This window comes from Synechococcus sp. 63AY4M2 (assembly GCF_002760475.1).
Classification (GTDB): domain Bacteria; phylum Cyanobacteriota; class Cyanobacteriia; order Thermostichales; family Thermostichaceae; genus Thermostichus.
Genome location: NZ_AXUX01000001.1, coordinates 2,057,127 through 2,079,883, shown reverse-complemented (window position 1 = coordinate 2,079,883; position 22,757 = coordinate 2,057,127). Strand labels below are relative to the sequence as shown.

At 61.8% G+C, this 22,757-nt stretch carries 23 protein-coding genes, 1 tRNA gene and 1 pseudogene; 9 read left to right on the top strand and 16 right to left on the bottom strand.

The features are described 5' to 3' along the window. Nucleotides 1-154: 154 nt before the first annotated feature. Nucleotides 155-1,276 (top strand): annotated as a pseudogene (gene ribB / locus SYN63AY4M2_RS09255) (3,4-dihydroxy-2-butanone-4-phosphate synthase); the annotation flags it as partial. Between the two features lie 75 nt (nt 1,277-1,351). Here ribB and SYN63AY4M2_RS09250 read toward each other — a convergent pair. The 5 genes from SYN63AY4M2_RS09250 to SYN63AY4M2_RS14215 form a co-directional block, all read right to left on the bottom strand. Then, nucleotides 1,352-1,777, bottom strand: a complete 426-nt coding sequence (locus tag SYN63AY4M2_RS09250; protein ID WP_011431268.1) for a hypothetical protein — start codon at nt 1,775-1,777, stop codon at nt 1,352-1,354. A gap of 136 nt (nt 1,778-1,913) precedes the next feature. Then, nucleotides 1,914-2,903 carry a GntR family transcriptional regulator gene (locus tag SYN63AY4M2_RS09245; RefSeq protein ID WP_041438581.1) on the bottom strand — a complete coding sequence of 330 codons (990 nt, stop codon included), beginning with the start codon at nt 2,901-2,903 and terminating at the stop codon, nt 1,914-1,916. Then, nucleotides 2,900-3,259, bottom strand: coding sequence for a transposase (locus tag SYN63AY4M2_RS14225; protein WP_228375323.1), 360 nt, complete (start codon nt 3,257-3,259; stop codon nt 2,900-2,902). Before SYN63AY4M2_RS14225 ends, SYN63AY4M2_RS09245 begins: the two co-directional genes overlap by 4 nt. Nucleotides 3,260-3,300: 41 nt before the next feature. Then, a complete protein-coding gene (locus tag SYN63AY4M2_RS14220) occupies nt 3,301-3,678 on the bottom strand; it encodes a transposase (protein WP_240530524.1) in 378 nt (125 codons plus the stop codon). Continuing rightward, nucleotides 3,656-3,847: a hypothetical protein gene (locus SYN63AY4M2_RS14215; protein WP_240530566.1), complete on the bottom strand. Its 192-nt coding sequence runs from the start codon at nt 3,845-3,847 to the stop codon at nt 3,656-3,658. The genes SYN63AY4M2_RS14220 and SYN63AY4M2_RS14215 overlap by 23 nt, the downstream gene beginning before the upstream one ends. Before the next feature lie 494 nt (nt 3,848-4,341). Between SYN63AY4M2_RS14215 and SYN63AY4M2_RS09235 the strand changes: the two genes are divergently transcribed. After that, complete coding sequence (locus SYN63AY4M2_RS09235; protein WP_041438584.1) at nt 4,342-4,920, top strand: DoxX family protein; 579 nt, start codon at nt 4,342-4,344, stop codon at nt 4,918-4,920. A gap of 38 nt (nt 4,921-4,958) precedes the next feature. Here SYN63AY4M2_RS09235 and SYN63AY4M2_RS09230 read toward each other — a convergent pair whose 3' ends face one another. The 3 genes from SYN63AY4M2_RS09230 to SYN63AY4M2_RS09220 are packed head-to-tail and all read right to left on the bottom strand — an operon-like array spanning nt 4,959 to nt 9,008. Beyond that, complete coding sequence (locus SYN63AY4M2_RS09230; RefSeq protein WP_083759194.1) at nt 4,959-7,133, bottom strand: RNA degradosome polyphosphate kinase; 2,175 nt, start codon at nt 7,131-7,133, stop codon at nt 4,959-4,961. Nucleotides 7,134-7,191: 58 nt separating this feature from the next. Further along, nucleotides 7,192-8,151, bottom strand: coding sequence for a branched-chain amino acid ABC transporter permease (locus SYN63AY4M2_RS09225; protein WP_011431272.1), 960 nt, complete (start codon nt 8,149-8,151; stop codon nt 7,192-7,194). Continuing rightward, complete coding sequence (locus SYN63AY4M2_RS09220) at nt 8,151-9,008, bottom strand: branched-chain amino acid ABC transporter permease (protein ID WP_011431273.1); 858 nt, start codon at nt 9,006-9,008, stop codon at nt 8,151-8,153. Before SYN63AY4M2_RS09220 ends, SYN63AY4M2_RS09225 begins: the two co-directional genes overlap by 1 nt. Before the next feature lie 105 nt (nt 9,009-9,113). Here SYN63AY4M2_RS09220 and lptC point away from each other — a divergent pair, with 105 nt between their 5' ends. Next, nucleotides 9,114-10,115 carry an LPS export ABC transporter periplasmic protein LptC gene (gene lptC, locus SYN63AY4M2_RS09215; protein WP_011431274.1) on the top strand — a complete coding sequence of 334 codons (1,002 nt, stop codon included), beginning with the start codon at nt 9,114-9,116 and terminating at the stop codon, nt 10,113-10,115. Between the two features lie 82 nt (nt 10,116-10,197). Further along, nucleotides 10,198-11,844 carry a sulfatase gene (locus SYN63AY4M2_RS09210; protein WP_099887343.1) on the top strand — a complete coding sequence of 549 codons (1,647 nt, stop codon included), beginning with the start codon at nt 10,198-10,200 and terminating at the stop codon, nt 11,842-11,844. Between the two features lie 3 nt (nt 11,845-11,847). Here SYN63AY4M2_RS09210 and SYN63AY4M2_RS09205 read toward each other — a convergent pair whose 3' ends face one another. After that, a complete protein-coding gene (locus tag SYN63AY4M2_RS09205) occupies nt 11,848-12,336 on the bottom strand; it encodes a DUF3531 family protein (protein ID WP_011431276.1) in 489 nt (162 codons plus the stop codon). 431 nt (nt 12,337-12,767) lie between these two features. On the opposite strand from SYN63AY4M2_RS09205, the gene fabG reads away from it, so the two are divergent. Then, the gene (gene fabG, locus SYN63AY4M2_RS09200; protein WP_228375524.1) at nt 12,768-13,511 is read left to right on the top strand and encodes a 3-oxoacyl-[acyl-carrier-protein] reductase; all 744 of its coding nucleotides are present in this window, start codon (nt 12,768-12,770) and stop codon (nt 13,509-13,511) included. A gap of 5 nt (nt 13,512-13,516) precedes the next feature. Here fabG and SYN63AY4M2_RS09195 read toward each other — a convergent pair whose 3' ends face one another. The 6 genes from SYN63AY4M2_RS09195 to panB all read right to left on the bottom strand — a co-directional run bounded on the left by SYN63AY4M2_RS09195 (nt 13,517) and on the right by panB (nt 18,530). After that, complete coding sequence (locus tag SYN63AY4M2_RS09195) at nt 13,517-15,163, bottom strand: gamma-glutamyltransferase family protein (protein WP_099887342.1); 1,647 nt, start codon at nt 15,161-15,163, stop codon at nt 13,517-13,519. A gap of 37 nt (nt 15,164-15,200) precedes the next feature. Further along, nucleotides 15,201-15,893, bottom strand: a complete 693-nt coding sequence (locus SYN63AY4M2_RS09190) for an HAD family phosphatase (RefSeq protein WP_011431279.1) — start codon at nt 15,891-15,893, stop codon at nt 15,201-15,203. Between the two features lie 99 nt (nt 15,894-15,992). Beyond that, nucleotides 15,993-16,655: a YqiA/YcfP family alpha/beta fold hydrolase gene (locus SYN63AY4M2_RS09185; protein WP_011431280.1), complete on the bottom strand. Its 663-nt coding sequence runs from the start codon at nt 16,653-16,655 to the stop codon at nt 15,993-15,995. A 14-nt stretch (nt 16,656-16,669) separates the two neighbouring features. After that, nucleotides 16,670-16,909 carry a preprotein translocase subunit SecG gene (secG, locus tag SYN63AY4M2_RS09180; protein ID WP_011431281.1) on the bottom strand — a complete coding sequence of 80 codons (240 nt, stop codon included), beginning with the start codon at nt 16,907-16,909 and terminating at the stop codon, nt 16,670-16,672. 566 nt (nt 16,910-17,475) lie between these two features. After that, nucleotides 17,476-17,607, bottom strand: a complete 132-nt coding sequence (locus SYN63AY4M2_RS14375; RefSeq protein ID WP_255322492.1) for a hypothetical protein — start codon at nt 17,605-17,607, stop codon at nt 17,476-17,478. A 137-nt stretch (nt 17,608-17,744) separates the two neighbouring features. After that, nucleotides 17,745-18,530, bottom strand: coding sequence for a 3-methyl-2-oxobutanoate hydroxymethyltransferase (gene panB, locus SYN63AY4M2_RS09170; RefSeq protein ID WP_011431283.1), 786 nt, complete (start codon nt 18,528-18,530; stop codon nt 17,745-17,747). A gap of 166 nt (nt 18,531-18,696) precedes the next feature. On the opposite strand from panB, the gene SYN63AY4M2_RS13810 reads away from it, so the two are divergent. Together SYN63AY4M2_RS13810 and SYN63AY4M2_RS09160 are read left to right on the top strand one after the other, a co-directional pair. Continuing rightward, nucleotides 18,697-18,783 (top strand) — tRNA-Ser (locus tag SYN63AY4M2_RS13810). A gap of 227 nt (nt 18,784-19,010) precedes the next feature. Continuing rightward, entirely contained in the window at nt 19,011-19,760 is a 750-nt protein-coding gene (locus SYN63AY4M2_RS09160) for a phycocyanobilin:ferredoxin oxidoreductase (protein ID WP_099812816.1), read from the top strand. A 6-nt stretch (nt 19,761-19,766) separates the two neighbouring features. Here the strand turns inward: SYN63AY4M2_RS09160 and SYN63AY4M2_RS09155 are convergent, their stop codons facing one another. Further along, complete coding sequence (locus SYN63AY4M2_RS09155) at nt 19,767-20,639, bottom strand: hypothetical protein (protein ID WP_228375328.1); 873 nt, start codon at nt 20,637-20,639, stop codon at nt 19,767-19,769. 407 nt (nt 20,640-21,046) lie between these two features. On the opposite strand from SYN63AY4M2_RS09155, the gene prmA reads away from it, so the two are divergent. Both prmA and SYN63AY4M2_RS09145 read left to right on the top strand, forming a co-directional pair. Further along, on the top strand, nt 21,047-21,952 hold the full coding sequence (gene prmA / locus SYN63AY4M2_RS09150; RefSeq protein ID WP_049749840.1) for a 50S ribosomal protein L11 methyltransferase: 906 nt from the start codon (nt 21,047-21,049) through the stop codon (nt 21,950-21,952). Further along, nucleotides 21,922-22,740, top strand: a complete 819-nt coding sequence (locus SYN63AY4M2_RS09145; protein WP_011431287.1) for a 16S rRNA (uracil(1498)-N(3))-methyltransferase — start codon at nt 21,922-21,924, stop codon at nt 22,738-22,740. Before prmA ends, SYN63AY4M2_RS09145 begins: the two co-directional genes overlap by 31 nt. Nucleotides 22,741-22,757 lie beyond the last annotated feature (17 nt).

The following is a 22,757-nucleotide window of genomic DNA, read 5'->3' as shown; positions in this document are numbered from 1 at the left end:
AAGCCAGCCCAGTAGCAGTGCGGTCAAGGGCGGCTGTCTGTTTCGGCTTCTCTCCTGCCCTTTGTCCTGCTCTAGCATAGATCTTCGAGGGTTCCTCTCCCTTTTTCGCCTCCCCTTTTCCATGAGTGCCACTTTGCCGGCAGAGACAGAAACCATCTTTCACTCCATCCCCGAAGCCCTGGAGGACCTCAAGTGTGGTCGCATGGTCATCGTGGTCGATGACGAAAACCGGGAAAATGAAGGGGATCTGATCTGTGCTGCCCAGTTTGCCACGCCAGAGGTGATCAACTTCATGGCCACCTATGGGCGGGGCCTTATCTGTCTGGCCATGCAGGGATCCCGCCTCGACGAGCTGAAGATCCCGCTGATGGTGGGGCAAAACACCGACAGCAACCAGACAGCTTTTACCGTCAGCATTGATGCCGGGCCAGAGTTAGGGGTTTCTACAGGCATTTCCGCTGCCGACCGCGCTCGCACCATCCAGGCGGCCATCCATCCCCATACCCGACCGGAAGATCTGCGCCGCCCTGGGCATGTCTTTCCGCTGCGGGCGCGGGAGGGCGGGGTGCTCAAACGGGCCGGCCACACGGAAGCGGCAGTGGATCTGGCCATGTTGGCCGGGCTGTACCCGGCAGGGGTGATCTGCGAGATCCAAAACCCGGATGGCTCGATGGCCCGCCTGCCCCAGTTGATCGAATTTGCCCGTCAGCACAATTTGAAAATTATCACCATCGCCCATCTGATCGAGTACCGCCTGCGCACCGAACGGCTGGTGCACCGGGGGGCTATCGCCACTTTGCCGACGGAGTTTGGCCAGTTTCAGGTCTACGGCTACCGCGACACCCTTAACCAGGTAGAACACCTGGCGCTGGTGAAGGGGGATCCGACCCAATTTGCCGCCAAGCCCGTCCTGGTGCGGGTGCATGTGGAATGCCCCCTGGGGGATGCGCTGGGATCCCTGCGCTGCGACTGTCGCCGCCAATTGACCGCCGCCCTGAAGATGATCGACCACCAGGGCCAGGGGGTGCTGGTGTACCTGCGCCGGCAAGAGCTCAGCCTTATCGAGCAAATCAAGTCCTATGCTCGCCAAGATCTGGGGCTAGCTGAAACTGCGCCGCCAGCAGCGATGGATCTGCGGGATTACGGCATTGGCGCCCAGATCCTACGCGATGTGGGGGTGCGGAAGATGCGCCTGATCAGCAATACCTCTCGCCACATCAGCGGCCTGAAGGGATTTGGCCTGGAAGTGGCCGAGCGGGTGCCCCTACTGCTGGAAGAGGAGGACGTGAATTTGCACTTGAAGCCCTCCTGCCCCCTCAGCGGGAAATCCGAGCCGCAACTCTACTCCAGCTTAGGCCTGTAGAGCGTTGTAAGGCCGAGCGCCCCGGTAGAAGAGGGATCGCGCTGAAGGCAGCTCGGCATCGACCCTAGAGACCTCAGCAGCTCGCTCCCAGAAGCGCCAGAAGACTCGCCTGCGGGGGGAGGGAGACGGTGCCGCTGGCTGAGAAGAACCCCCCTGCAACAGTTGCTTCGGCAAAACCGGCACTTCCGATCCCACCCGCGACCACACCTCAAACCTAGGAGGGCGCACCACCACAATGCTGATCAAGGAGCCGCGATCCATCTCGCGGCGGCAACTGGCGATAGCGTCCTGCAGCCGAGCAAAGCTGCGGTTAAAAGCGTAGAAATAATCCTGAAAGCGGATGGCCTCCCAAAACCCTTCCTTTGTCACCGCCACATGGTCGTGGTCGGCGGAGGCGTAGTCGAGGATCACCATACGTGTAAAGACTGATTAGTGATGAATCAAATCAGGATGGTTTTTTACCGTATTTCCACTTAAGCACGACATTGCACAGCCCGTCATCCGCGAAATGGCTTGCTTGCAACAAAAGGAGTTTTCTCGCCCTTGCTGCTCATGGGATCCCGCCCAATTCCTGTTGCAGCTTGGCCATGGCTGCTTCTCCGATGTGAGGGGAAGCACAGACCAGGTTGGGCGTGCGGATCAGGTCGGATCGGGCTTGGCGCACCAGAGCGCGCAGGGTAGAGTAGCTGGCCTCGTCGCAGATGAGGGTGTGGGCGCGGCGAATCAGGGATCCCACCCGTTCCGTATCGGAAATCACCGCTGTCAGCACCAGCAGGTCTGCTCGCAAGCTTTGGACGATCACCTCGGCAACTTCTAGTAGGGCAGTGCTGATGCTCACCAGCCCCAGACAAGCGTGGGAAGGCAATTGGCGGATCAGGGCAATTTCGCGGGCGTAATCCGACACCTCCACCGGGAGCACACGGGCCCCCCGCGGCTGGGCAATGGCCTCGACAGCGCTGAGAAAATAGTGCAGCGTCACCACAGTGCCGGAATGGATCTGATCCAGCACGGCGGCCAGGTCTTCCAACAGCACCAACTGGACCCGGATGCCCAAAGTCTGTTGGATTTGTTGAGCCATGAGTTGTCCTGTGCCCAAGTCTCGGCGGGGCACGCACACCAGCACCTGAGCACTGCAGCGCAGCCGCCAGTCGATCTCGGCCAGCAGCAGATCCCGCACCTGCTCCAGAGAAAAGCCTTGCTGCTGAAGCTGATCGATGCCCTGACGCACCTGCTCCAGCGCCTGTTTGGATCGATCCAGGTTCTTGCTGAGACCGCGAGAACGGTTAACCGCCTGGCGAGCAGTGCCGCTCACGTAAATGCCGGAGGCGGCGCGAGTTTCCACCAGGCCCATGGCCTCCAGTTGGTGGTAAACCTTGTGGATGGTGTTGCGATGCAGGCCCGTCTGCATGGCCAACTGACGGGTGCTGGGCAGGCGACAGCCGGGAGGAAATTGCCCGCAGGCAATGCCAAAACAGAGCAAGTTGAAGAGCTGGACTGAGCCAGGGATCCCGCTCTCCGGCTGAATAGAAATGCGCATCATGGCCTGCTTTTCTCCGTGACGTACTCCCGCACCCATGCTGACGCATAGAGTGCAGGCTTCCCAGTGACTCCTGCCCGATAGCAGGACATTTCCTGAGCTTGAAGAACGGGACGCCCCACCGCTCTGGATTTGATGACCCTCGCCGAGTTGTGATCCCTGCCAATACTCAGCCCACAGTGCGGACAATCGTGCCACCGCTCATGCAGCTTTTTGGGCACATCTCGACCACACCCCGAGCGCTCTTGACTCGTGCCATTTGGATCCCCTGCAATCGTCAACAGCCCAGCTCTTTCAGCCTTGGCTGCCAAAATTTGCAGGAACTCACCCCAACCGGCGTCATGGATAGATTTGGCCAACCTTGTCCTTGCCAGACCTTTGATGTTCAGCGCCTCATGGGCTATATGTCTTGCAAAAGCTGATGAGCAACTTTGTGGTGAAAATCCCGGCGCTGGTTGGCTACTTTCTGATGCGCCTTGCTCAACCTCTTGACCGCTTTCTGGTAGCGGTTTGACCCCTTCTGCTTGCGCGATACAGACCGTTGCAGCCGCTTGAGGGGCTTTTGCGCTTTACGGTAATACTGAGGAACCTCGATAACCTCACCCTCATCGGTGACCAAGAAAGAGCTTAGCCCCAGGTCTATCCCCATCGTGTTTTCCCACGTTGGCGGGTCAGGGCTCCATTCCGGGACAGACGGATCCTGCAGGCTCAAGGTGAAGTACCACCCATCCACCTTGCGGGTGATGGTGGCCGTTTTAATCACGAAGCCGTCCGGCAAAGGACGGTGTTGGATGAGCTTGACCGGCCCAATCTTGGGCAGATGGATAAACTGCCCTCGAATGCAGTCCTGCTTCATCTGAGGGAAAGCGATTTTGCTCCCACCCGTTGAACCGTTCTGCCAAGCGATAGTTGTACTGCTTACGCAGCAGCTCCAGCCACTCACCCATCAGGGCGACTTGGCTAGCAGTGGGCCGCAAGCGGTACTGGTAAGCGGTTCTCATGATGAATGCATTGTACCTGTTGAACGCTCCCGCCTCTCATCCCGACTCTGGCCGGCCCGCCCCCCTACATCCCTCCGCCCCCCTATATCCCCCCGTATACGGGGGGACTGGGGGGCTGGGGGGCTGGGATATAGGGGGGTACAGAGCGGGGCTTCCAGGACTACGTCCCGCTAGCGCGAACGGCGGATTAGCTAAAGACAGGGATCGTCTGCCAGAAGAATTGCGCCAACACTTCACAAGGATAGGCACTCGAGAACGGCTCGGGCGCATCTTGTCCAAGCGACGCTGCGGGGGCAGGGATCCCCTCTGTTGCTGCGCCCACCCCCAACCCAATGGCCGACGATCCGGCCTCCGAAGGACAGGGGATCCCGCCCTGGTCTTGTTACAGAAATTTAGAATCGTTACAATAGTTAGCATCTTTGCATTGCAGGTTGCATCTCATGGCACTCACTCAGCAGTTTCCCGTGCTGCTCGTCTCGGTTTTGCGTCACGACAGCGTTCCTCCGCGGTGGTCCCAGTTGGGGTGGACCGTCTTGCGGGTGGTGGCGGGGCTATTCATGATTCACAACGGCCTCGACAAGCTGGCCGATATCGAAGGGTTTGCGGCGGCCTATGTGGAAGTGATCGGCTTGCCGTTCCCCATCTTTTTCTCCTATGTAGCCGCCTACACTGAACTGATCGCAGCTCCCCTGGTGGCCCTGGGCCTGTTCACGCGGCCCGCCGCATTGAGCCTGGTGGCCACGATGGCGGTGGCCATGTTTCACCACATCAAGGTGGCCGGCTTCAGCATTCCTTACCTGGAGCTATCGGCCATCTACGCGGCCATCTTCTTGGCCTTTGCCGTCAATGGCGGCGGTTGGTTCTCTCTGGATCAGCTCTTGGTGAACGGCATTGAGGCGGGGCTGAACCGCTCCAGCCGACAAAAGTTGGAGAGCTTGCAGTCTTCGCTGCAGGCCACCGAGCAGGTGATCGCCCTGGGCGAGCAAGAGGCCGAAGCTGCCCAAACCCCTCGCTCCTAAGCCAACTTCCCAGAGGGAGAGGGGACCGGGGGTGAGGGCTAAAGGCGGCTGGCGGCCCGCTCCATCAGGCGTTGGTGGGTGGAGCGTACCGGCTCTCCCGGCTTGGGCTGTCGCTGTACGTAGGTGCCATCGGGACGCAATTCCCAAGCTTGCCGGTTATCCGTCAGACAGATCTCCAAGATCGCCTTCAGCTCTTGCTGCAACAGGGGATCCTCTACAGGGGTTACCACCTCGACGCGGCGATCCAGGTTGCGGGTCATGTAGTCGGCGCTGCCGATGAAGTACTCTTCCTGGCCGCCGTTGTAGAAGTAGAAGATGCGGGAGTGCTCCAAGAAGCGCCCGATGATGCTGATGACACGGATGCGCTCGCTCAGGCCCGGGATCCCTGGCTTCAGGCAGCACATGCCACGCACAATGAGGTCGATCTCCACCCCTGCCTGGCTGGCCTCGTAGAGCACTTGGATCATGCGCGGGTCGGTGAGGGAGTTGACCTTGACGATGATGCGTCCCCGCTGGCCGGCTTGGGCATGGCGCATCTCTCTCCGGATCAAGGCTTCCATCCCCTGGCGCAGGGTGCGAGGGGCCACCAGCAGCTTGCGGAAGTGCCGTTGCCGCGAATAGCCCGTCAGCAGGTTAAACAATTCTGTTACATCGTTACAGAGAGTCTCATCGCAGGTAAACAGGCCCAAGTCAGTGTAGATGCGGGCGGTCTTGGGGTTGTAGTTGCCGGTGCCGATGTGGACATAGCGGCGCAGGGATCCCCCCTCTTCCCGCACCACCAGCGCCAGTTTGCAGTGGATCTTCAGCCCCGGCAGGCCGTAGGCCACGTGCACCCCAGCTTTTTCCAGCTTCTTGGCCCAGAGGATGTTGTTTTCTTCGTCGAAACGGGCTTTGAGTTCCACCAGGGCGGCCACCTGCTTGCCGTTCTCGGCAGCCTGGATGAGGGATCCCACCACCGAGGAGTCGCCGGAGGTGCGGTAGAGGGTTTGCTTGATGGTGAGCACCTGGGGATCGTTGGCCGCCTCCTCCAAAAACCGTTCCACACTGGCAGCAAAGGAATCGTAGGGGTGGTGCACCAGCAGATCCCCTTCCCGGATGACGGAGAAGATATCCACCGGCTCATCGCTGACCGAGGCAGTACGCAAGCGGGGAGGGGTGACGGGCCCCCAAGGGGGATCTTTTAAATCAGGGCGGTTGAGGTTGAGAAACGCCATCAGCCCCCCCATGTTGAGGAGCCCATCCACCTCGTAAACGGAGTCGGCATCCAGATGCAGCTCTTCGCACAGCCGTTGGCGAATGGCAGAGGGCATCGACTTGGCGATCTCCATGCGCACCACCGAGCCAAAGCGCCGTTTGCGCAGCTCTTCTTGAATGGCTGCCAGCAGATCGTCGGCCTCGTCCTCTTGGATCTCCAGATCGGCGTCGCGAGTGATGCGGAAGGGGTAGTACTCCAGCACTTCCATGCCCACGAACAGGGCCTCCAGGTGATGGGCGATCACCTGATCCAGCGGCACGAAGCTCACCCCGTCCCGCAGCGGCACAAAGCGGGGCAGGGTGTTGGGCACCTTGACGCGGGCAAAGTGTTCCTTGCCGGTCTCCGGATCCCGCACCACCACCGCCAAGCTGAGGCTGAGGTTGGAGATATAGGGAAAAGGATGGCCCGGATCCACCGCCAAGGGGGTGAGCACGGGAAACAGGCGGCGGTCGAAATACTCCCGCAGCTCCTGCCGCTCCGGTTCGGCCAGCTCGGAAAAATCGCGGATGTGAATGCCCTGTTCCGCCAGCTTAGGCACCAGTTCCTGCCGAAAACACTCGTGTAACTTTTGAATCAGGGGGCGCAGGCGATTGGAGATCTGCCGCAACTGCTGCTGCGGTGTGAGGCCATCTGGAGTCAGCACCAACACACCCGTCTCCAACTGACGGCGAATCACCGCCACTCGCACCATGAAGAATTCGTCCAGGTTGCTCTCGAAGATGGCCAGAAACTTCAGCCGCTCCAACAGGGGAGTGCGCTCGTCCAGAGCCTCGTGCAACACTCGGGCGTTGAACTCGATCCAGCTCAGCTCGCGGTTGAAATACTGCTCCGGCAAGGCATAGCCCTCCTGGATGGGCGCAGTCGGGATCCCGGGCTGTCCGGCATCGGGATGGCAGCCTGTCGCGTCGGGGTTGTGGGGCGACAAGGGAGAGTCCGTTTCCTGGGGGCGCGGAGTCATGGTGGCAGAGGTCTGGGTTGTCTCAAACACGTCAACAACGGCTGCAGCCGACCCCATCCTATCCTGCTGGGTTCTGCTTAGACGAAACGGAAGTAGCCACAACAGGCTTGGGCGGACGTTCTGGCAACAGCCCTTGGGAGCGCGTGAGAAGAATCACCTGCAGCAAGATCCCGATCAACAAAATGCGCAAGGGGCCGGCCCGGGTGGCCCATTGGGGCGGCAGACGGTTGGTCAACCATTCGCTGCCCGACCACACGCCCCAAATCACCAGCGCCCCCAGCAGGGCGCCGCGGTTGTTGCCGCTGCCCCCGGCAATCAACATCACCCAGACGATGAAGGTGGCAAACTCCGGCTGGAAGGCTTCCGGGCTGATGAAGTTGACAAAATGGGCATAGAGCGCCCCCGCCAGCCCCATGAGCATGGATCCCAGGACAAATGCCTGCAAACGAAACTGGAGCACATCTTTGCCAGCGGCTAGGGCTGCCGGCTCGTCCTCGCGGATAGCCCGCAGCACCCGTCCCCAAGGAGAGCGATAGGCCCGCTCGCTCAGCCAGTAAACCACCGCCAAGACCAGCAGCACCAAGCCCAAGTACAGCAGCGTATCCTGTCCTGGGATCCAGCCGCGAAAGGGCCGCGGAATGCGGGTGATGCCACGCACGCCGTTGGTCAGCCAGCCCTCGTTTTTCAGGATTTGGCTGATGATCTCGGCAATGCCGATGGTGGCGATGGCCAAGTAGTCGGAGCGCAGCTTGAGGGTGATCAAGCCGATCAAGAAGGCGATCGCCCCGGCGGCGACCACCGCCATGGCAAAGCCCACCCAGAACGGCAGATCGAACCCGCCCAGGTGCTCAGGGGTGGGCGGCGTCGTGGCAATGGCGCTGGCGTAGGCCCCCACAGCAAAAAAGGCCCCCACCCCAATGTTGAACATGCCGGCGTAGCCCCACTGGATATTGAGGCCCAGCACCAGCACGCCGTAGATCCCCACCAAAACCAAAAAGAAAATGGCGTAGCTCAACATCAGGCCCGTCCTCCCAACAGCCCTGTGGGCCGCAAGATCAGCAACAGCACCAGAATGGCAAAGGCCACCCCCGTCTTGTAGGCTGGGCTGAGCACCAAAGTAGAAAACTCCTCCGCCAGGCCAATCACCAGCCCCCCGGCGATGGCCCCGTAAGGGCGACCAATGCCGCCGAGGATGGCTGCAGCGAAAACGGGCAACAGCAGCCGCCAGCCCATGGTGGGGTGCAGCCGCGTATCCAGGCCCAGGAAGATGCCCGCCACACAGGCCAAGGCGGCGCCAATGGCCCAAGTCCAGAGAATGATCCGCTCCGTATCGATGCCGGTCACCTTGGCCAAGTCAAAATTGTCGGCCATGGCCCGCATGGCTTTCCCCACCCGCGTGTGCTGCAAAAACAGGTGCAGCGCCACCACCAACAGCGCCGTTCCCACCAGAATCGCTACCCAATCCGGCTTGACGCGCAGCCCCCAAAACTGCCAGGGCAACTGGATGCCGCTGCGGTACACCTGGTTGTTGGGCCCCCAGAGAATCTGCACCAAGCTGCGCAAGATCAGGGCCGTGCCAAAAGAAGAGATCAGCAAAATCACCGGCGCTTCCCGGCGCAGGCGGCGATAGACCAGTTGGTCGATCCCCACCGCACACAGTGCTGTCGCCAAGGCCGCCGGGATCCAGCTCACCTCTAGCGGCCAACCCCAGCCGACAAACGTCAGGGCAAAGTAGGCCCCCAAGGTCATCAGATCCCCGTGGGCAAAGTTGGCAAAGCGCAAAATGCCAAACGTGAGAGACACCCCAATCGCCCCCAAAGCATAGATGCTGCCCAGGACGAGGCCGTAGATGAACAGTTGCAACAGTTGGGTCACACCTGCCCCCGCAATACCCTGCCCTGATGATGCCACAGCGGGATCCCATCCGGCCCAGCGGCAGGGTAAAGCTAGGGTAGGAGAAAGCGCGCAAGAGAGAGAGCCATGCAGCCCAGTTCTTCTCGGATCCTAGGTTGGCTAGTGGTTTTGGCCCTGCTGAGCGCTGCCTGTGGTGGGCCGGAGCCACCCCCGGCCAGGGATCCCGAGGCTCCTTCCGCACCCATCTCCACCCCCCAGTTGATCTACGAAGACATCACCCTCACCCAGGCCAAACCCGATGGTGGCCTGCTCTGGCGCCTCCAGGCTCGCCTGGCCGAATACGAGTCCCCCCCAGAAAATGGCACCACTCCCGTGCAGTTGGGATCCGCCCATTTGCAGTCTATCGAGGGAGAGTTTTTCGACGCAGAGGATCGCGCCATTCGCGTCCGGGCCGAGCGGGGATCCGCCTACCCCGGCGAGCGGCGGCTGGAACTGACGGGCCAGGTGGAGGTGGAATCGGAGCGGGACAACCTGCGCCTGCAGGCAGAGCGGCTGCAGTGGTTGCCGGAACAGCGCCTCCTCGAAGCCGAGGGCCAGGTGCAGGTGGAGCTGTTGGACGGCCGGGGATCTCTGGAGGGGGATCGCTTGCGCATCGACTTTGGCCAAGCCCAGATGCAACTGGAGAATCGGGATCCGAGCCAACCGGTGCGGGCCAAGTATCGGGATCCGGAGCTGGAGCTGGCCGCCCGCCGTTTCTTGTGGGAATTTGGCGCCGGCGAGGTGCAGGCGCTGGGAGCAGTCGAGGTGGATGCCCCCCAGCAAAGGGTGCGCCTCAGCGGCGAGCAGTTGCGGGCTCCGCTGCCCCTAACCGAGCTGCGCCTGCTGGGCAACGTGAAAGCCAAAGCCGTTCGCGTTGGCGGGACGGAGTCCCTGCAAACCGGCCAAGAGTTGCAGGCCCAAGAGATCCGCTGGCGCATCGGCTCCACCCAACTGCAGGCCCTGGGCAATGTGCGCTACCGCCAGCCCGGACAAGCCCTGACCGTGAGCGGCGACAGCGGCATCCTAGACTGGCAGGCCAACACCGCCCGGATCCAGGGCAACAGCCAAACCCAGCTCACTTTGCCCTAGGAGCCGGCGACAAAGGGCCGACAGGAGCATGTCAAGATAGTTTAAGAACCGTGTTGGGTGGGTTGTGGTGAGGAGTTCAGCAATGGCAGAGGCCGCCTTGGGGGAACGCCCCAACATTCTGTTGATCGTGCTCGATACCCAACGGGCGGATCGCCTTTCCTGCTACTGGTCAGAGGAAGAGCGGGCCCGCCAGGTGCCCACCAGCCCCAACCTGGATCGGCTGGCGGCAGAATCCACCCTCTTCGAGCGGGCCATCGCCCCCGCCCAGTGGACGATCCCCTCCCACGCCTCCCTGTTTACGGGGGAATATCCCAGCACCCACCAGACTGTCCAGGCAGACCTGGAGCTGAGCCCCGCCCTGCCCACCCTGGCGGAGCTGTTGAAACTGGGCGGCTACACCACCGTGGGCTTTTGCAACAACCCCCTGGTCGGGATCCTGAAAAACGGACTGCGGCGCGGCTTTGACACCTTCTACAACTACGGCGGGGCCCTGCCCACCCGCCCCCCCGAAGGCAATCCCTTGCCCACCCCCCTCAACCGCTGGCTGGCCGCCTACACCCAGTTTTGGCGCCGCCTCTCCTACCCGGTGCAAAACGCCTTTGCCCGCTCTGATACTCTCTTCCAACTGGCGCTGCACCCCTGGTTTGCCTCCCTCTGGACCCGGCTGATGAACTTCAAGGGCAACACGGCTGCCTCCATTGCTGACCTCAACGGTTACTTGCAGCAGATAGCCCGCCGCCAGTTGGATGGGCAAGCGCCGCCCTTCTTTTGCTTTGTCAACCTGATGGAGCCCCACCTGCCCTACTGGCCGCCGGAGCCCTTTGTGCAGAAATATGCTCCCTACTTCAAGACCAACCGCGAGGCGCGCGACTTTTTGCGGGAGTATAACGCCCAGCCCTACCGCTGGATGGCGCCCCTGCCCCAGCCGCTTTCCCCGCTGCAGGCCCAGGTGCTCAGGGACATCTACGATGCCGAGGTGGCCTACCAGGATCACCTGCTGGGATCCGTCTTCGAGACCCTGCGCCACACCGGCCTAGAGCAGAACACCCTGGTGGCCATCGTCGCCGATCACGGCGAAGGCTTAGGGGAACACGACTTTGTCGGCCACGCCTTTGTGGTTTACGAAGAGCTGATCCGCGTCCCCCTGATCCTGCACTACCCCGGCTACTTTCCAGCAGGAAAGCGCGTGGCCACCCCCGTTTCCACCCGCCGCCTCTTCCATACTCTCTTGGAAGCAGCCGGCTTCCGCCCCAGCCTTTCTCTAGCCAACGGCGCCCCCCGCGTCAGCCTCCAGCTTCGCCGCGAGATCGCCCGCCTCAGCCTGAGCCGCACCCTGGCCGGCGAGGATCCGGAGCAGGGAGTGGTGCTCAGCGAAGCCTTCCCGCCCCAGATTCTCCTGCGCGCCATGGAAAACCGCAACGACAACCTGCTGCAGGCGCGCGCCTGTTACGACACCCGCCGCGCTCTCTACGAAGGGGTGACCAAGCTGATCCAAACCGGAGATCGCCCCAGCCTCTACAACCTGGAGCAGGATCCGGCGGAACTGCAGGACTTGCTGGCGGCCGGGATCCCTTTCCCCCAGGCTTGGCTAGACCGCCTGCGGCAAGGGCTGAGGCAGTGGTTGGAGTGGGCAGAATCGCGCCGGCCCAGCACCGCTCCTCGCCGAGTTGACATGGAAAGCAACACAGACTTGGTGCGGCGGATGCAAGAGCTGGGCTACCTGGAGTAGGAGCTATTCCAGCTCTCCCTCTTCCCCCCAATGATCCCGCAGGTAGCCGTTGAGATCATCATAGACATCGGTCTCCTCGGGATCCGGTGTTGGCCAGTCCTCGTTCTGCCCGCCGATGATGACGCGGCTGAGGTTAATGTACTCGAGGCTGAGGGTGCGCAGGGCGTTGATCAGCACATCCAGCGCCAAGGCATCGGCCGTGCCCAGGTCAAACCAGCAGCGGGCCCAGTTGCCCTTTTCTTCCAAGGATCCCATGTTGTGCATCAGGGAGGTCAAGGGAGCTGAGTCGCTGGGGTACTCCAAATAGCTCAGATCCACCTCCGCCTCTTGGGCCACCAGGCGCTCGGCGTTGAATCCCCCCAGCTTGCCCAGCACATACCAGGATTCCAGCACCTCCTTGAGGTACTCCAGCTCCGCTGGAACCGGCGGCTCCGCAAACTCAAACCAGATCCAGAGATTTCCCGGATCGCACTCGCGAAACTCCACTTGCATGGACGGTTCCTCGGCTAGGCCTAGCCATCGATCTTAATCTGGCCCAGCTTACTGGTTTCTCCCCAGAGGGCAAGGATCCTCCTGGCGTCAGCGCTTAGGGAACACCGTTCCGCTTGCGCGAGCAGCGACAGCACCTACCGTTGGGGCCTGCGGCCCGCTGACGCGAGGGGGTCTCCCCAGCCAGTTGCTCAAACGCTCCGCGCTGCTGATGCGACCAGCCGCGGCCCCTCTCCCAAGAGGAGCTAGCCCTCACCCCCAGCCCCTCTCCCAAGAGGAGAGGGGAGTTTGGGATCGAGGCGACAGGCGGTCTCATCGCTGTTGGAACGGCCATAGGGGGGAGTCTCCCCGCCCCAGACAAGGCCAAAGCATCCTATACTGTTGCGGCGGTAGAAATAAGCGGGAAGCTGCTGCCTATGTCTGAACTTCTCCCCTTGCCCTCGCTCCATAACCAGGTGGCGGTGGTCACCGGAGCCAGCCGGGGCATTGGCCGGGCCATTGCCCTTCACTTGGGGGCGATTGGCGCCAAGGTGGTCGTCAACTACGCTCGCTCCGCCGCCGAGGCCGAGTCGCTGCTGCAGGAGATCGCCGCCCTGGGGGGCGAAGGGATGGCTGTGGCCGCCGATGTCTCCCAGCCGCAGGCGGTGGAACAACTCTTCGAGCAGGTGATGGGGCGCTGGGGCCGGGTGGACGTGCTGGTGAACAATGCCGGCATGGCCCGCGACACCTTGCTGCTGCGCATGAAGCCGGAAGACTGGCAGGCGGTGCTGGATCTCAACCTGACGGGGGTCTTTCTCTGCCTGAAGGCAGCCGCCAAGATCATGGTGAAGCAGCGCCAGGGGCGCATCATCAACATCACCTCGGTGGTGGGCCTGGTGGGCAATCCCGGCCAGGCCAACTACAGCGCCGCCAAAGCAGGGGTGGTGGGCCTGACCAAGACGGCAGCCCGCGAGCTGGCCAGCCGCAACATCACCGTCAACGCCGTGGCACCGGGGTTCATCACCACCCAAATGACCGAAAAACTGGATCCTGGCCCGATTTTGGCGCAGATCCCCCTGGGGCGACTGGGATCCCCGGCAGAAGTGGCGGGGCTGGTGCGTTTTTTGGCGGCAGATCCGGCGGCGGCCTACATCACGGGACAGGTTTTTGCCATCGATGGTGGCATGGTGATGAGCTAGGCACTCTACCACGCCAGGGCTAGGCCATCGGCACGGGGTTCGGAAGCCGCAATGAAGTGATCCCCATCCCGCAAGAGGATCTGTCCCCGGCCAAAAAGACCGCAATCCTCTTCTGCGTCCACCACCTGCACTGCATGGCCGCGGGCGGAGAGTTCGCGCACCACCTGGGGCGGCACCGTGCTCTCCAGCGCCACCTGCGGGATCCCCTGATCCCACAGCACTCGCCAGCGGGGCGCATCCAGAGCCGCCTGGGGGTTCAGGCCGTAATCCACCAAATTCACCACCACCTGCACATGGCCTTGGGGCTGCATTGCCCCCCCCATGACACCAAAAGGGCCGAGGGGGATCCCTTCTCTGGATAGAAAAGCGGGGATGATCGTGTGGTAGGGGCGCTTGCGGGGGCCCACCTGGTTGGGATGGCCGGGCTCCAGGGTGAAACCCGTGCCGCGGTTGTGGAGAGCAATGCCCGTGCCCGGAACCAGCAGACCACTGCCGAAGCCATCGAAATTCGACTGAATCAAAGACACCATCAACTCACCATCAGCTGCAGCCAGGTAAACCGTTCCCCCCTCCGGCAGCCCTGGCTGGGCCAGGGGGATCGCCTCCCTCCCGATCAACTGCCGCCGCCGCTGTGCATAAGCCTTATCCAGCATCTGGGCAGGACTGACCCGCACATACTCCGGATCCGCCACCTGTCGGCTCACATCGGCAAAGGCCAGCTTCATTGCCTCAATCTGCAGGTGATAGCGCTCGCCGGCATCGTAGGAGATCCGACCCAGCTCAAAACCCTCCAAAAGGTTGAGCGCCATCAAAGCGGCAATGCCCTGCCCGTTGGGGGGGATCTCCCAGACGGTGTAGCCGCGGTAATCTGTATGGATGGGTTCCACCCAATCGGCCTGGTGCTGGGCCAAGTCAGCGGGGGACAGGAAGCCGCCCGTGGCCTCCGAGAAAGCCAGCAACTTCTCCGCCAGCTCCCCCCGGTAAAAACTCTCCCCACCGCTACGGGCAATCTCTTCTAGGGTTTGAGCATGTAGGGGGCTGCTCCAGCGCTCCCCAGCCCGTGGGGCACGCCCTTGGGGAAAGAAAACGGCCTTGAAGGCGTCGTGGCGGGGATCTGGCAGGGGCAAATAGATGGACTCCGCCGCCTGCCACAGTTGGGCCACCCGGGGAGAGACCGGAAATCCCTCTTGCGCCAGACGAAGGGCAGGCACAAACAGACGCTCGAACGGCAGCTTTCCCCAGCGCCGGTGCAGGGCCTGCCAAGCGGAAACTGCCCCCGGCACCGTCACCGCTAACCAATCGTAGGGGGGGATCCGCCCATGGTCCCGGTACCGCTCCGGCGTCAGGGCGGCTGGGCTGCGACCGGAAGCATTCAACCCGTACAGCTGACCCTCCTCCCACACCAGAGCAAAGGCATCGCCGCCAATGCCATTGGAGGTTGGCTCCACCACCGTCAAAGCCACCGCCATTGCCACGGCTGCATCCACAGCATTGCCGCCCGCCCAGAACATCTCCATGCCCGCCATTGCCGCCAAAGGTTGGCTGGTGGCCACGGATCCCTGTCTGCCCATCACCACCCGTCGCCGCGAAGCAAACGGATAGCGATCCAGGGCCTGCCGCAAAAAAGTGGGTGCTGGAGTGGGTGCTGGCATATCGCTACGCGACGCTCTCGCGAATGGGCTGGGCTCCCTACACAGGCAGGTTATCGCTACGCGACGCTCTCGCGAACAGGAGTGCGGCCAACTCCGCAAAGCTGTCCACCACCACATCTGCCCCGGCGTGGCGCAGTTCCTCGGCGGTGAAAGCCGTGGTGAGGCCCACCGCAAAACAGCCAGCCCCCTTAGCGGCGCGGATCCCATGGGTAGAATCTTCAATCACCCAACACAACGCCGGATCCAACCCCACAGCGGCAGCCGTTTTCAGGTAAGGCTCTGGGTCGGGCTTGGCCCGCTGAATGTCTTCGGCGGTAATCACCGCGTCAAACCAGCGGTGCAGGTCGAAGCGCTGGAAAATCTGCGCTTGATCCCGGCGGATGGCCGAAGTGGTGACGGCCAGGGCAGAAAAGCGCTGGCGGCTGGCCGCCAAAAACTCCAGCACCCCCGGCACCAGGGGTACCTCTGCCAGCAGCTCGCCAAAAGCCTTGGCCTTTTCCTCGATCAAGCGCTGCACCAGCAGGGGCTGTTCCGCAGGCGGGGTGTCTGTCTGGTGTTGGACGAGGTACTCGAACATATCGCGGTCGGTGCGCCCTTTGAACTGCAGGGAGATGGGGGCCAAATCCAGGGATAGGTGGCAGCGTTGCAGGGCAATGGCTCCGGCGCGGGCATGGATTGGTTCCGAATCCACAATCACCCCGTCCATATCGAAGAGCAAGCCGGCAGTCACGTCAGCCTTCCCCTGTTGTAGGCACAGCACTTTGGATTGCATAGACATTATCGCTACGCGACGCTTTCGCGAATGGGCAAGCACGGGACAGGGATCCTCTTAACAACCATACTGCCCCGTCTCCATCCCCCACCCGCAGAAGCGGCTGGTGATCTGCCAGATGGGATCCAACACATCCGTCAGGGCGTGGTCACTCTCCACCGCCACCAGTTGGGCCCAGGGGCGACGGGCCACATAGTCTCGGCTGGCTTGAATGGGGATGGTGTCGTCTTGGATCCCATGCACAATTAGGGTGGGCACAGGCCGTCGCAACGCCCCATCCGGGTAGCGTTGGGCATCGGCAACAAAGCCGTACTCCAAAGGGAGAGGGCGGCCTTCTCCGTAGTGAAACACCATGAGTTGTCCGGTTCGCTGCCAAGTCTCCACCGCCTCTGCCCCCAGCCGCGGCAGCCAATGGCCCAGAAAGCCAAAGGCCGGTGCCAAGAGCACCAGACGCTGCACGCAGGGTTGCTGCTCGGCCACCCAGGCGGCCACCAGTCCCCCCAAGCTCGAACCAATAAGGGTAACGGGAGGATGGCCCATTTGCGCCAACTGCTCAGAAACCTGCCGGATCTGGCGGGTCAAGGTAAGCTGGGCAAAGTTGCCCTGGTTGAGATCGGGCACCTGCAGAGGGATCCCAAGCTGCTGCAGCCGCTGCCGGAAGAAAGTAGCCTTAGCCGATTGAGGCCCAGAGCCGAATCCGTGCAAGTAGATGACCGCCACGATGACAGGGATCCCTAGGGGCCTGTGGCTGCCGAGAGCCAGCCTGCCCCCAACACCACGCTGATGGAGAGGAAGAGGGTGGCCACCGTCCAGGTGATGCGGTTGAGGTTCTGCTCGGCACTTTTGGAGCTGGAGAACAATTGGGCCTGGCCGCCAATGCCCGCCAGCCCATCCCCTTTGGGGCTATGCAACAACACCAGTATCACCAGCAAAACGGCCGAGGCAGACCAAAGGAACTCGAAGAAGGCTTCCATCGCAGAGGATCCCACTAGGGCACGTTGCTGAAGCTATTATCGCCTGTATCTCCACCCTGGCACACCCTGCGCTCCCCTTCCAAAATCCATTAGATTGGAGTTTCAGCGTGGGATCTCTCACTGCCAACTTTTCCCTCTCTGGGGGACGTTATACAGCCGAGCCTGACCCCGTCTTGACACTTCCCCGACTAAGGGGGGGGATTCTTACGCAGTTCAAAAACGAACTTGTAAAGGCGTTGCCAAACCGCCTCTAGACAGTTCTTTCAGTCAAAGCCCCAAGGTTCTGCTTACTTGTCTGATCGCGTCAGCGGGACGGAGTCCTTGCAGGTTGGCCGAGAGGTTGGCATCTCGCAGACGCTTGCCACCGGTCGGGTTTTTCACCGTGATTAGAGGCTCGCCTGGGAACGGTACGCCTCGTCTACACTATTGGCAAGCAACTAAAGCTGCTTACGGGCTTTTCCGCTCCGCACTAAAGTACGGGGCTAGCAAGCTATCCTTCTGTATTGCTGGTGTCCTGTATGAGCTCTCTTCCGCCTCCTCTGAGCGGGGCCATCGCGTGGCTATTGCTACTCTTGCCGTTGTGGACGGTGGCCAGAGCAGTCGCGGACTTCTTGCATCAAGCTCAACAGATGCACCGCATCCCCTGCCACAAGTGCAGGTTTTACAGCGGCGATCCCCACCTCAAGTGCGCTGTCCATCCTCAGCAAGCTCTGACAGAGGCGGCAATCGGCTGCCCCGACTGGCTTCCAATTTCTGGAGATCCTCGCCAGGGGAGCGCAGTAACCAACAACTGAGCTGCCAGAAGGTGATACTTGCGAGTTTCCCAGGGGATCCCCTAAGTGGGGGGAAACAGTCTCTGATGAACATCGCCGACAAAGGCTTCCACCGCTTCTCGGATCACCTCTCGCAGGTTGGCGTAGGCTTTGGCGAAGGGCGGGATCCGCTCGCTGAGGCCGAGCAGGTCGTGGGTGACGAGAATTTGGCCGTCGCAGGCCGGGCCAGCCCCAATCCCCAGAGTCGGGATCCCGACTTGCTGGGTGATCTGGGCAGCCAATTCCGCCGGCATGTGTTCCAAAACCAGGGCAAAGGCTCCTGCTCGCTCTAGGCTCAGGGCTTCCTGGCGCAGCCGCTCCGCCTCCGAGGGGGTTTTCCCCTGCTGGCGATACCCCCCCAGTTGATGTTTGGCCTGTGGGGTGAGGCCGATGTGGCCCAAGACCGGGATCCCTCGCTGGACCAGAAAGGCCACTGTTTCCACCATGTCTGGGTAGCCCCCCTCCAGCTTCACCCCATTCACCCCTGCCTCCTTCATCAGACGTCCTGCCGAGAGGAGGGCCTGCTCTTTGCAGACTTGGTAGCTCAAGAAAGGCAAGTCGGCCACCAAAAAGGCTCGTTCTACGCCGCGGCGCACTGCCTGGGCGTGGTGGATCATCTGTTCCAGAGTCAGGGGCAAGGTGCTGCTGTGCCCCAAGCTGGTCATGGCCAGGCTGTCGCCTACTAAGATCAAGTCGATCCCGGCCCGATCCAAGATCTGCGCTGTGGCGTAGTCAGCAGCCGTGAGGGCCACCAACGGTTGACCCGCCTGTTTGGCCTGGCGAAAGTGGTGAATGGAAAGGGCAGCCATACCTCTATGATCTCATTTGCCCCGCCATTTCCGGCTGGTCGGGCCGTACCCCCCAAGGGCTTTGGCCCTGGGGTGCTTGGCCAGCTTGCATCTGCCCCATTCCACGAGAGGGGATCCGGGCAGGATAGCCCGTTTGCCGCTAAGATGGTAAAGCCCTATGCAGACTGGAAGGGTGACAGAGTGGTTGATTGTGACGCTCTCGAAAAGCGTTGTGGCCGCAAGGTCACCGTGGGTTCGAATCCCACCCCTTCCGTCCTCGATCAATCCAATGGCGCTCAACGCTGCCAACGCCCGCTAGGGTCAGCATCCGGCCCTCTCCACCTCCGCCAAAGCCCCCGGCAGCCCTGGACTGGCTGGGATCCCTCGCTTTATTAAGTCCCACCTCAGCTTCCTGAAACCTGGATCTCAGGAGGGCACCTTTGCGGATTGGCCCGGCAGGGCTTTCGAGGACTTGTCGCTTAACCGGTCTTCTTGGCTCCCATGTTCACCGCCCCTGCTCTGCAAGCGCAACTGCATCCCCTCATCCAGCGCCTTTCGGAGGCGATTCTGAGCATTTGGGGATCCCACCTCAGCCTGGCTCCCTATGCCCTGCCGGCGGAGCTGGGCTATGTGGAGGGCCGCCTGGAAGGCGAGAAACTGCAGATCGAAAACCGCTGCTACCAAGGGGATCCCTTTCGCAAGCTGCACCTGGAGCTGGCCCAGGCCGGGCAAAGCCTGGATATCCTCCACTGCGTCATGTTTCCGCAGCCGCAGTACCCGCTGCCGCTGTTTGGCTGTGACATTGTGGCCGGCCGCGGCCAGGTGAGCGCCGCCATCGTCGATCTCTCGCCGGTCACCCCCACTTTGCCGGATCCCTACATTCAAGAGCTGGAAGCCTTGGGAGCTCATCTCGCCCCTTTCCAAAACCGGCGCCAGTTGCCGCCGTGGGGGACGATTTTTTCTCCCTACTGCCTGTTCATCCGGCCCGGCGATGAGGCGGAAGCCGACCGCTTTTTGTATTTTGCCTGCCGTTACCTGGAAATCCACTGCCGGCTGGCGCAACAGATCCCCCCGCAGACAGATCCTGTCCAGATCCTGGCCCACTACCAAGGGCAGCAGCGCTACTGCAGCCAACAACAGCAAAACGACCGCACCCGCCGCGTTTTGGAAAAAGCTTTTGGCCCCGCCTGGGCCGAGCGCTACCTGAGCACCGTCCTTTTCGATTTGCCCCCCAGTCCTATGCAGATCTAGTGCCGATTAGACGGGATCCCCTTGCAGCCGCTGCTGGATGCTCAACGCCAATTTTTGCCCTAGGAACTCCGGCAGGGTTGGAGTTGCATCCGGCCCCAGCAAGTAGAAAATGAAGCGCGTCTGCTTGCGGCGGAGCATCAGATTGAGGTGAACAACGGTCAACTCCTCCTGCGCCAGAGCGGTCATCACCCGGTAAAACACGCCCGGCTGGTTGTCCACATCCACCAACAGCGTGGGCAGATGAAACACCGGGTCAAAATAAAAAGAAACCTGGGTGTCTTTCAAGCCGGCCTTGAGATCAAACTCCAGCGCCAAGGTTTCGTGAACGGGAAACACCCCCGCCAAGCACTCGTGAATAGCCCGTTCTAGGTTGAGCTTGGTCTGGGCAGAAAGGCTGTGGCCATCGCGCGAGACGGTGACGCGGATAAACACCAAGTGCGGTGAGTAGATCTGCCCGTAAAGGTGGATGCCGTGCACCGAGAGATTGAAAGCGGTGAGCACCCCAAACAGGTCGCTGAGCAGAGAAGGGCGGTTGCGATAGGCCAGACAAACCACCGTCTTGCTGCGCTCGTCCCGCATCTGTACCACGGCCTTGCGGGTTTGGTAGAGGGCATAGGCCAAGCGCAGATTTTGAGCCTGCACCTCGCTGCTGACGAACTGGCTATAAAAAGGCGGAAAGCTGCGGTTAAAGCGCTGCATGAGAGCCGTTCGCGCCAGCGGGACGGAGTGCTTGCGAGTGCTGACTGCGAGCGGCTGGGGATCCTCGTGGCCAGCCCTTTCCCCTCTGGCAAGAGGAGCCACCTTCGGCTGCTGCGCTGACTGCTCGGTTGACATCGACTTTGCCGCCTGCATTGCTTCCTCTCCATCGTTACTCAGCATGCCCCGGCCAAACCTCATCTATCAGTAAAATCACTGAGGCTGGAAAGCACGTCAACGCTGTACCCAATTCTTGTTCAATGCTTTTGGATTTAATCTATCTCACAAGGCCGAGCTGGGCATCCAAGGAACCGCTGAGGGCCATCCCCCAATTGGGGGGAAGTCCATCCCTGCGTCGCTGCCAAGCCGACGGGTGTGCGCCTTCAAATCCCAGACCAACCAGGAACAGTGGGGCAGGCTCTTAAAGCCTAAACTATGAATTGAGGGGAGAACTGCAATTTTTGATATAGAGTGCTGGATTAAGTGCTAGCCTGCTGGCAACTTGGAGCGCTATTCTGTTAGCCAAAACTTCGGTTTTCCTTAGGTTTGTTGAAGGGATCCCCGTGAGCACAACCGTTGCCGACCCCAGCCTGCTCTCGCCTGCCCAAGCGCCGGATCCCGGTGGGGCCTGGTGGGCTCTCAACATCATCGCTTCCCCTGCCCAGGAGGATCAGATCTTTTGGCGGCTGGAGAGCTTTGGCTGTCAGGGCATGGCCAGCCAGGCTCATGGCGAAGATCGAATCAGCATTCACGCCTATTTGCCCTGGTTCCGCGCCACCCTTTTGGATTTGGCCGCTCTGGCGCTGCGCCTGCGGCAAGACGCCCTTGTGGCTGGCCAGCCCATCCCCAAACTGCGCTGGGAACGCATAGAAGCGGAGGATTGGAGCAACAGTTGGAAGCAGCACTGGCAGCCCGAGCCAGTTGGGGACAAGCTGCTCATCTGTCCGGCCTGGCTGGATCCCCCCCCCCATCCCGGTCGTCTCCTGTTGCGGCTGGATCCGGGCATGGCCTTTGGCACGGGCACGCACCCCACCACCCAGCTCTGCCTGGAGGCTTTGGAGATGCGCCTGGGGGCGGGCACAGAGGGGGTAACAGTGGCCGATGTGGGCTGTGGATCGGGCATTTTGTCGGTGGCGGCGGCTCTTTTGGGGGCAAAGCGGGTGTTTGCGGTGGACATCGACCCGCTGGCGGTGCAGGCCACGCTCCACAACCGCGACCTCAACGGCCTCACCGATCGCATTGTGGTGGCCCAGGGGAGCCTCGAGCACATTCCCGAGATGGTGGACGGGCTGGTGTGCAACATTCTGACGGACGTGATCCTGGATATGATCCCAGAGTTTGGCCTGGTGGTGAAAAAGGGGGGGTGGCTGATCCTCAGCGGTATCCTCCTCGAGCAGGCCAAGTTGGTGGCGGAGATGTTGGAGGCCAACGAATGGGCGGTGGCAGCCCTCTGGCGACGGGGAGAATGGTGCTGTCTGAACGCACGCATGACCTGAGTTCTCTGCCCCGCCTGGCCATCGACCCGGCTCAACGGGATGCCGGCGGTGTTCTCCGTTTAACCGGCCCGCAAGAGCACTACTTGCAGCGGGTGCGCCGCCTCAAGCCGGGGGATCCGTTCTTGGTTTTGGATGGCTCCGGCAAGCTGTGGCTGGCCCATTGGCAGCCGCAGGGATCCCAGGTTATGGGCGAGGTGGAGGCGCTGCCGCGGGAGCTGCCCGTTTATTTGCATCTGGGCTTGGCAGTGGTCAAGGGGCCGGGGTTTGACGAGGTGTTTCGCCAGGTCACCGAGCTGGGAGCGGCGCGCATTACCCCTCTGCTGACGGAGCGCACCGTGGTGGAGCCGGGATGGGGCCGGCGGGAACGCTGGCAGAAAATTGTGCAGGAGGCCGCCGAACAATGTGAGCGGCTGCGCTGGCCCCAGGTTGATCCCCCTACCCCTTGGACAAGTTGGCTGGCCGAGCTCAAAGCCGATTGGTGGGGCATTGCTGTGGCGCGGGAGAACGCTCCCCTCCTGCTGCAAGCCCTGCCGAAGCTGAGGCTCTCGGAGAGGGATCCCGTCTTGGCGGTGGCCATCGGCCCAGAAGGCGGCTGGACGGAGGCCGAGCGCCGTCAGGCGGAAGCCCATGGCGGAGTGCCGGTTTCCCTGGGCACCACCATTTTGCGCTCCACCACCGCCGCTGTGGCTGCCAGCAGCCAAGTGGCCGCCACCTACTCCTGTTGGGGTTTAGCTCAGGCTCAGCTTGCCCCGTCGGCAATGGGGAACGCGGCTGCCGATAGCCGATAATCGATAATTGAGTTGAT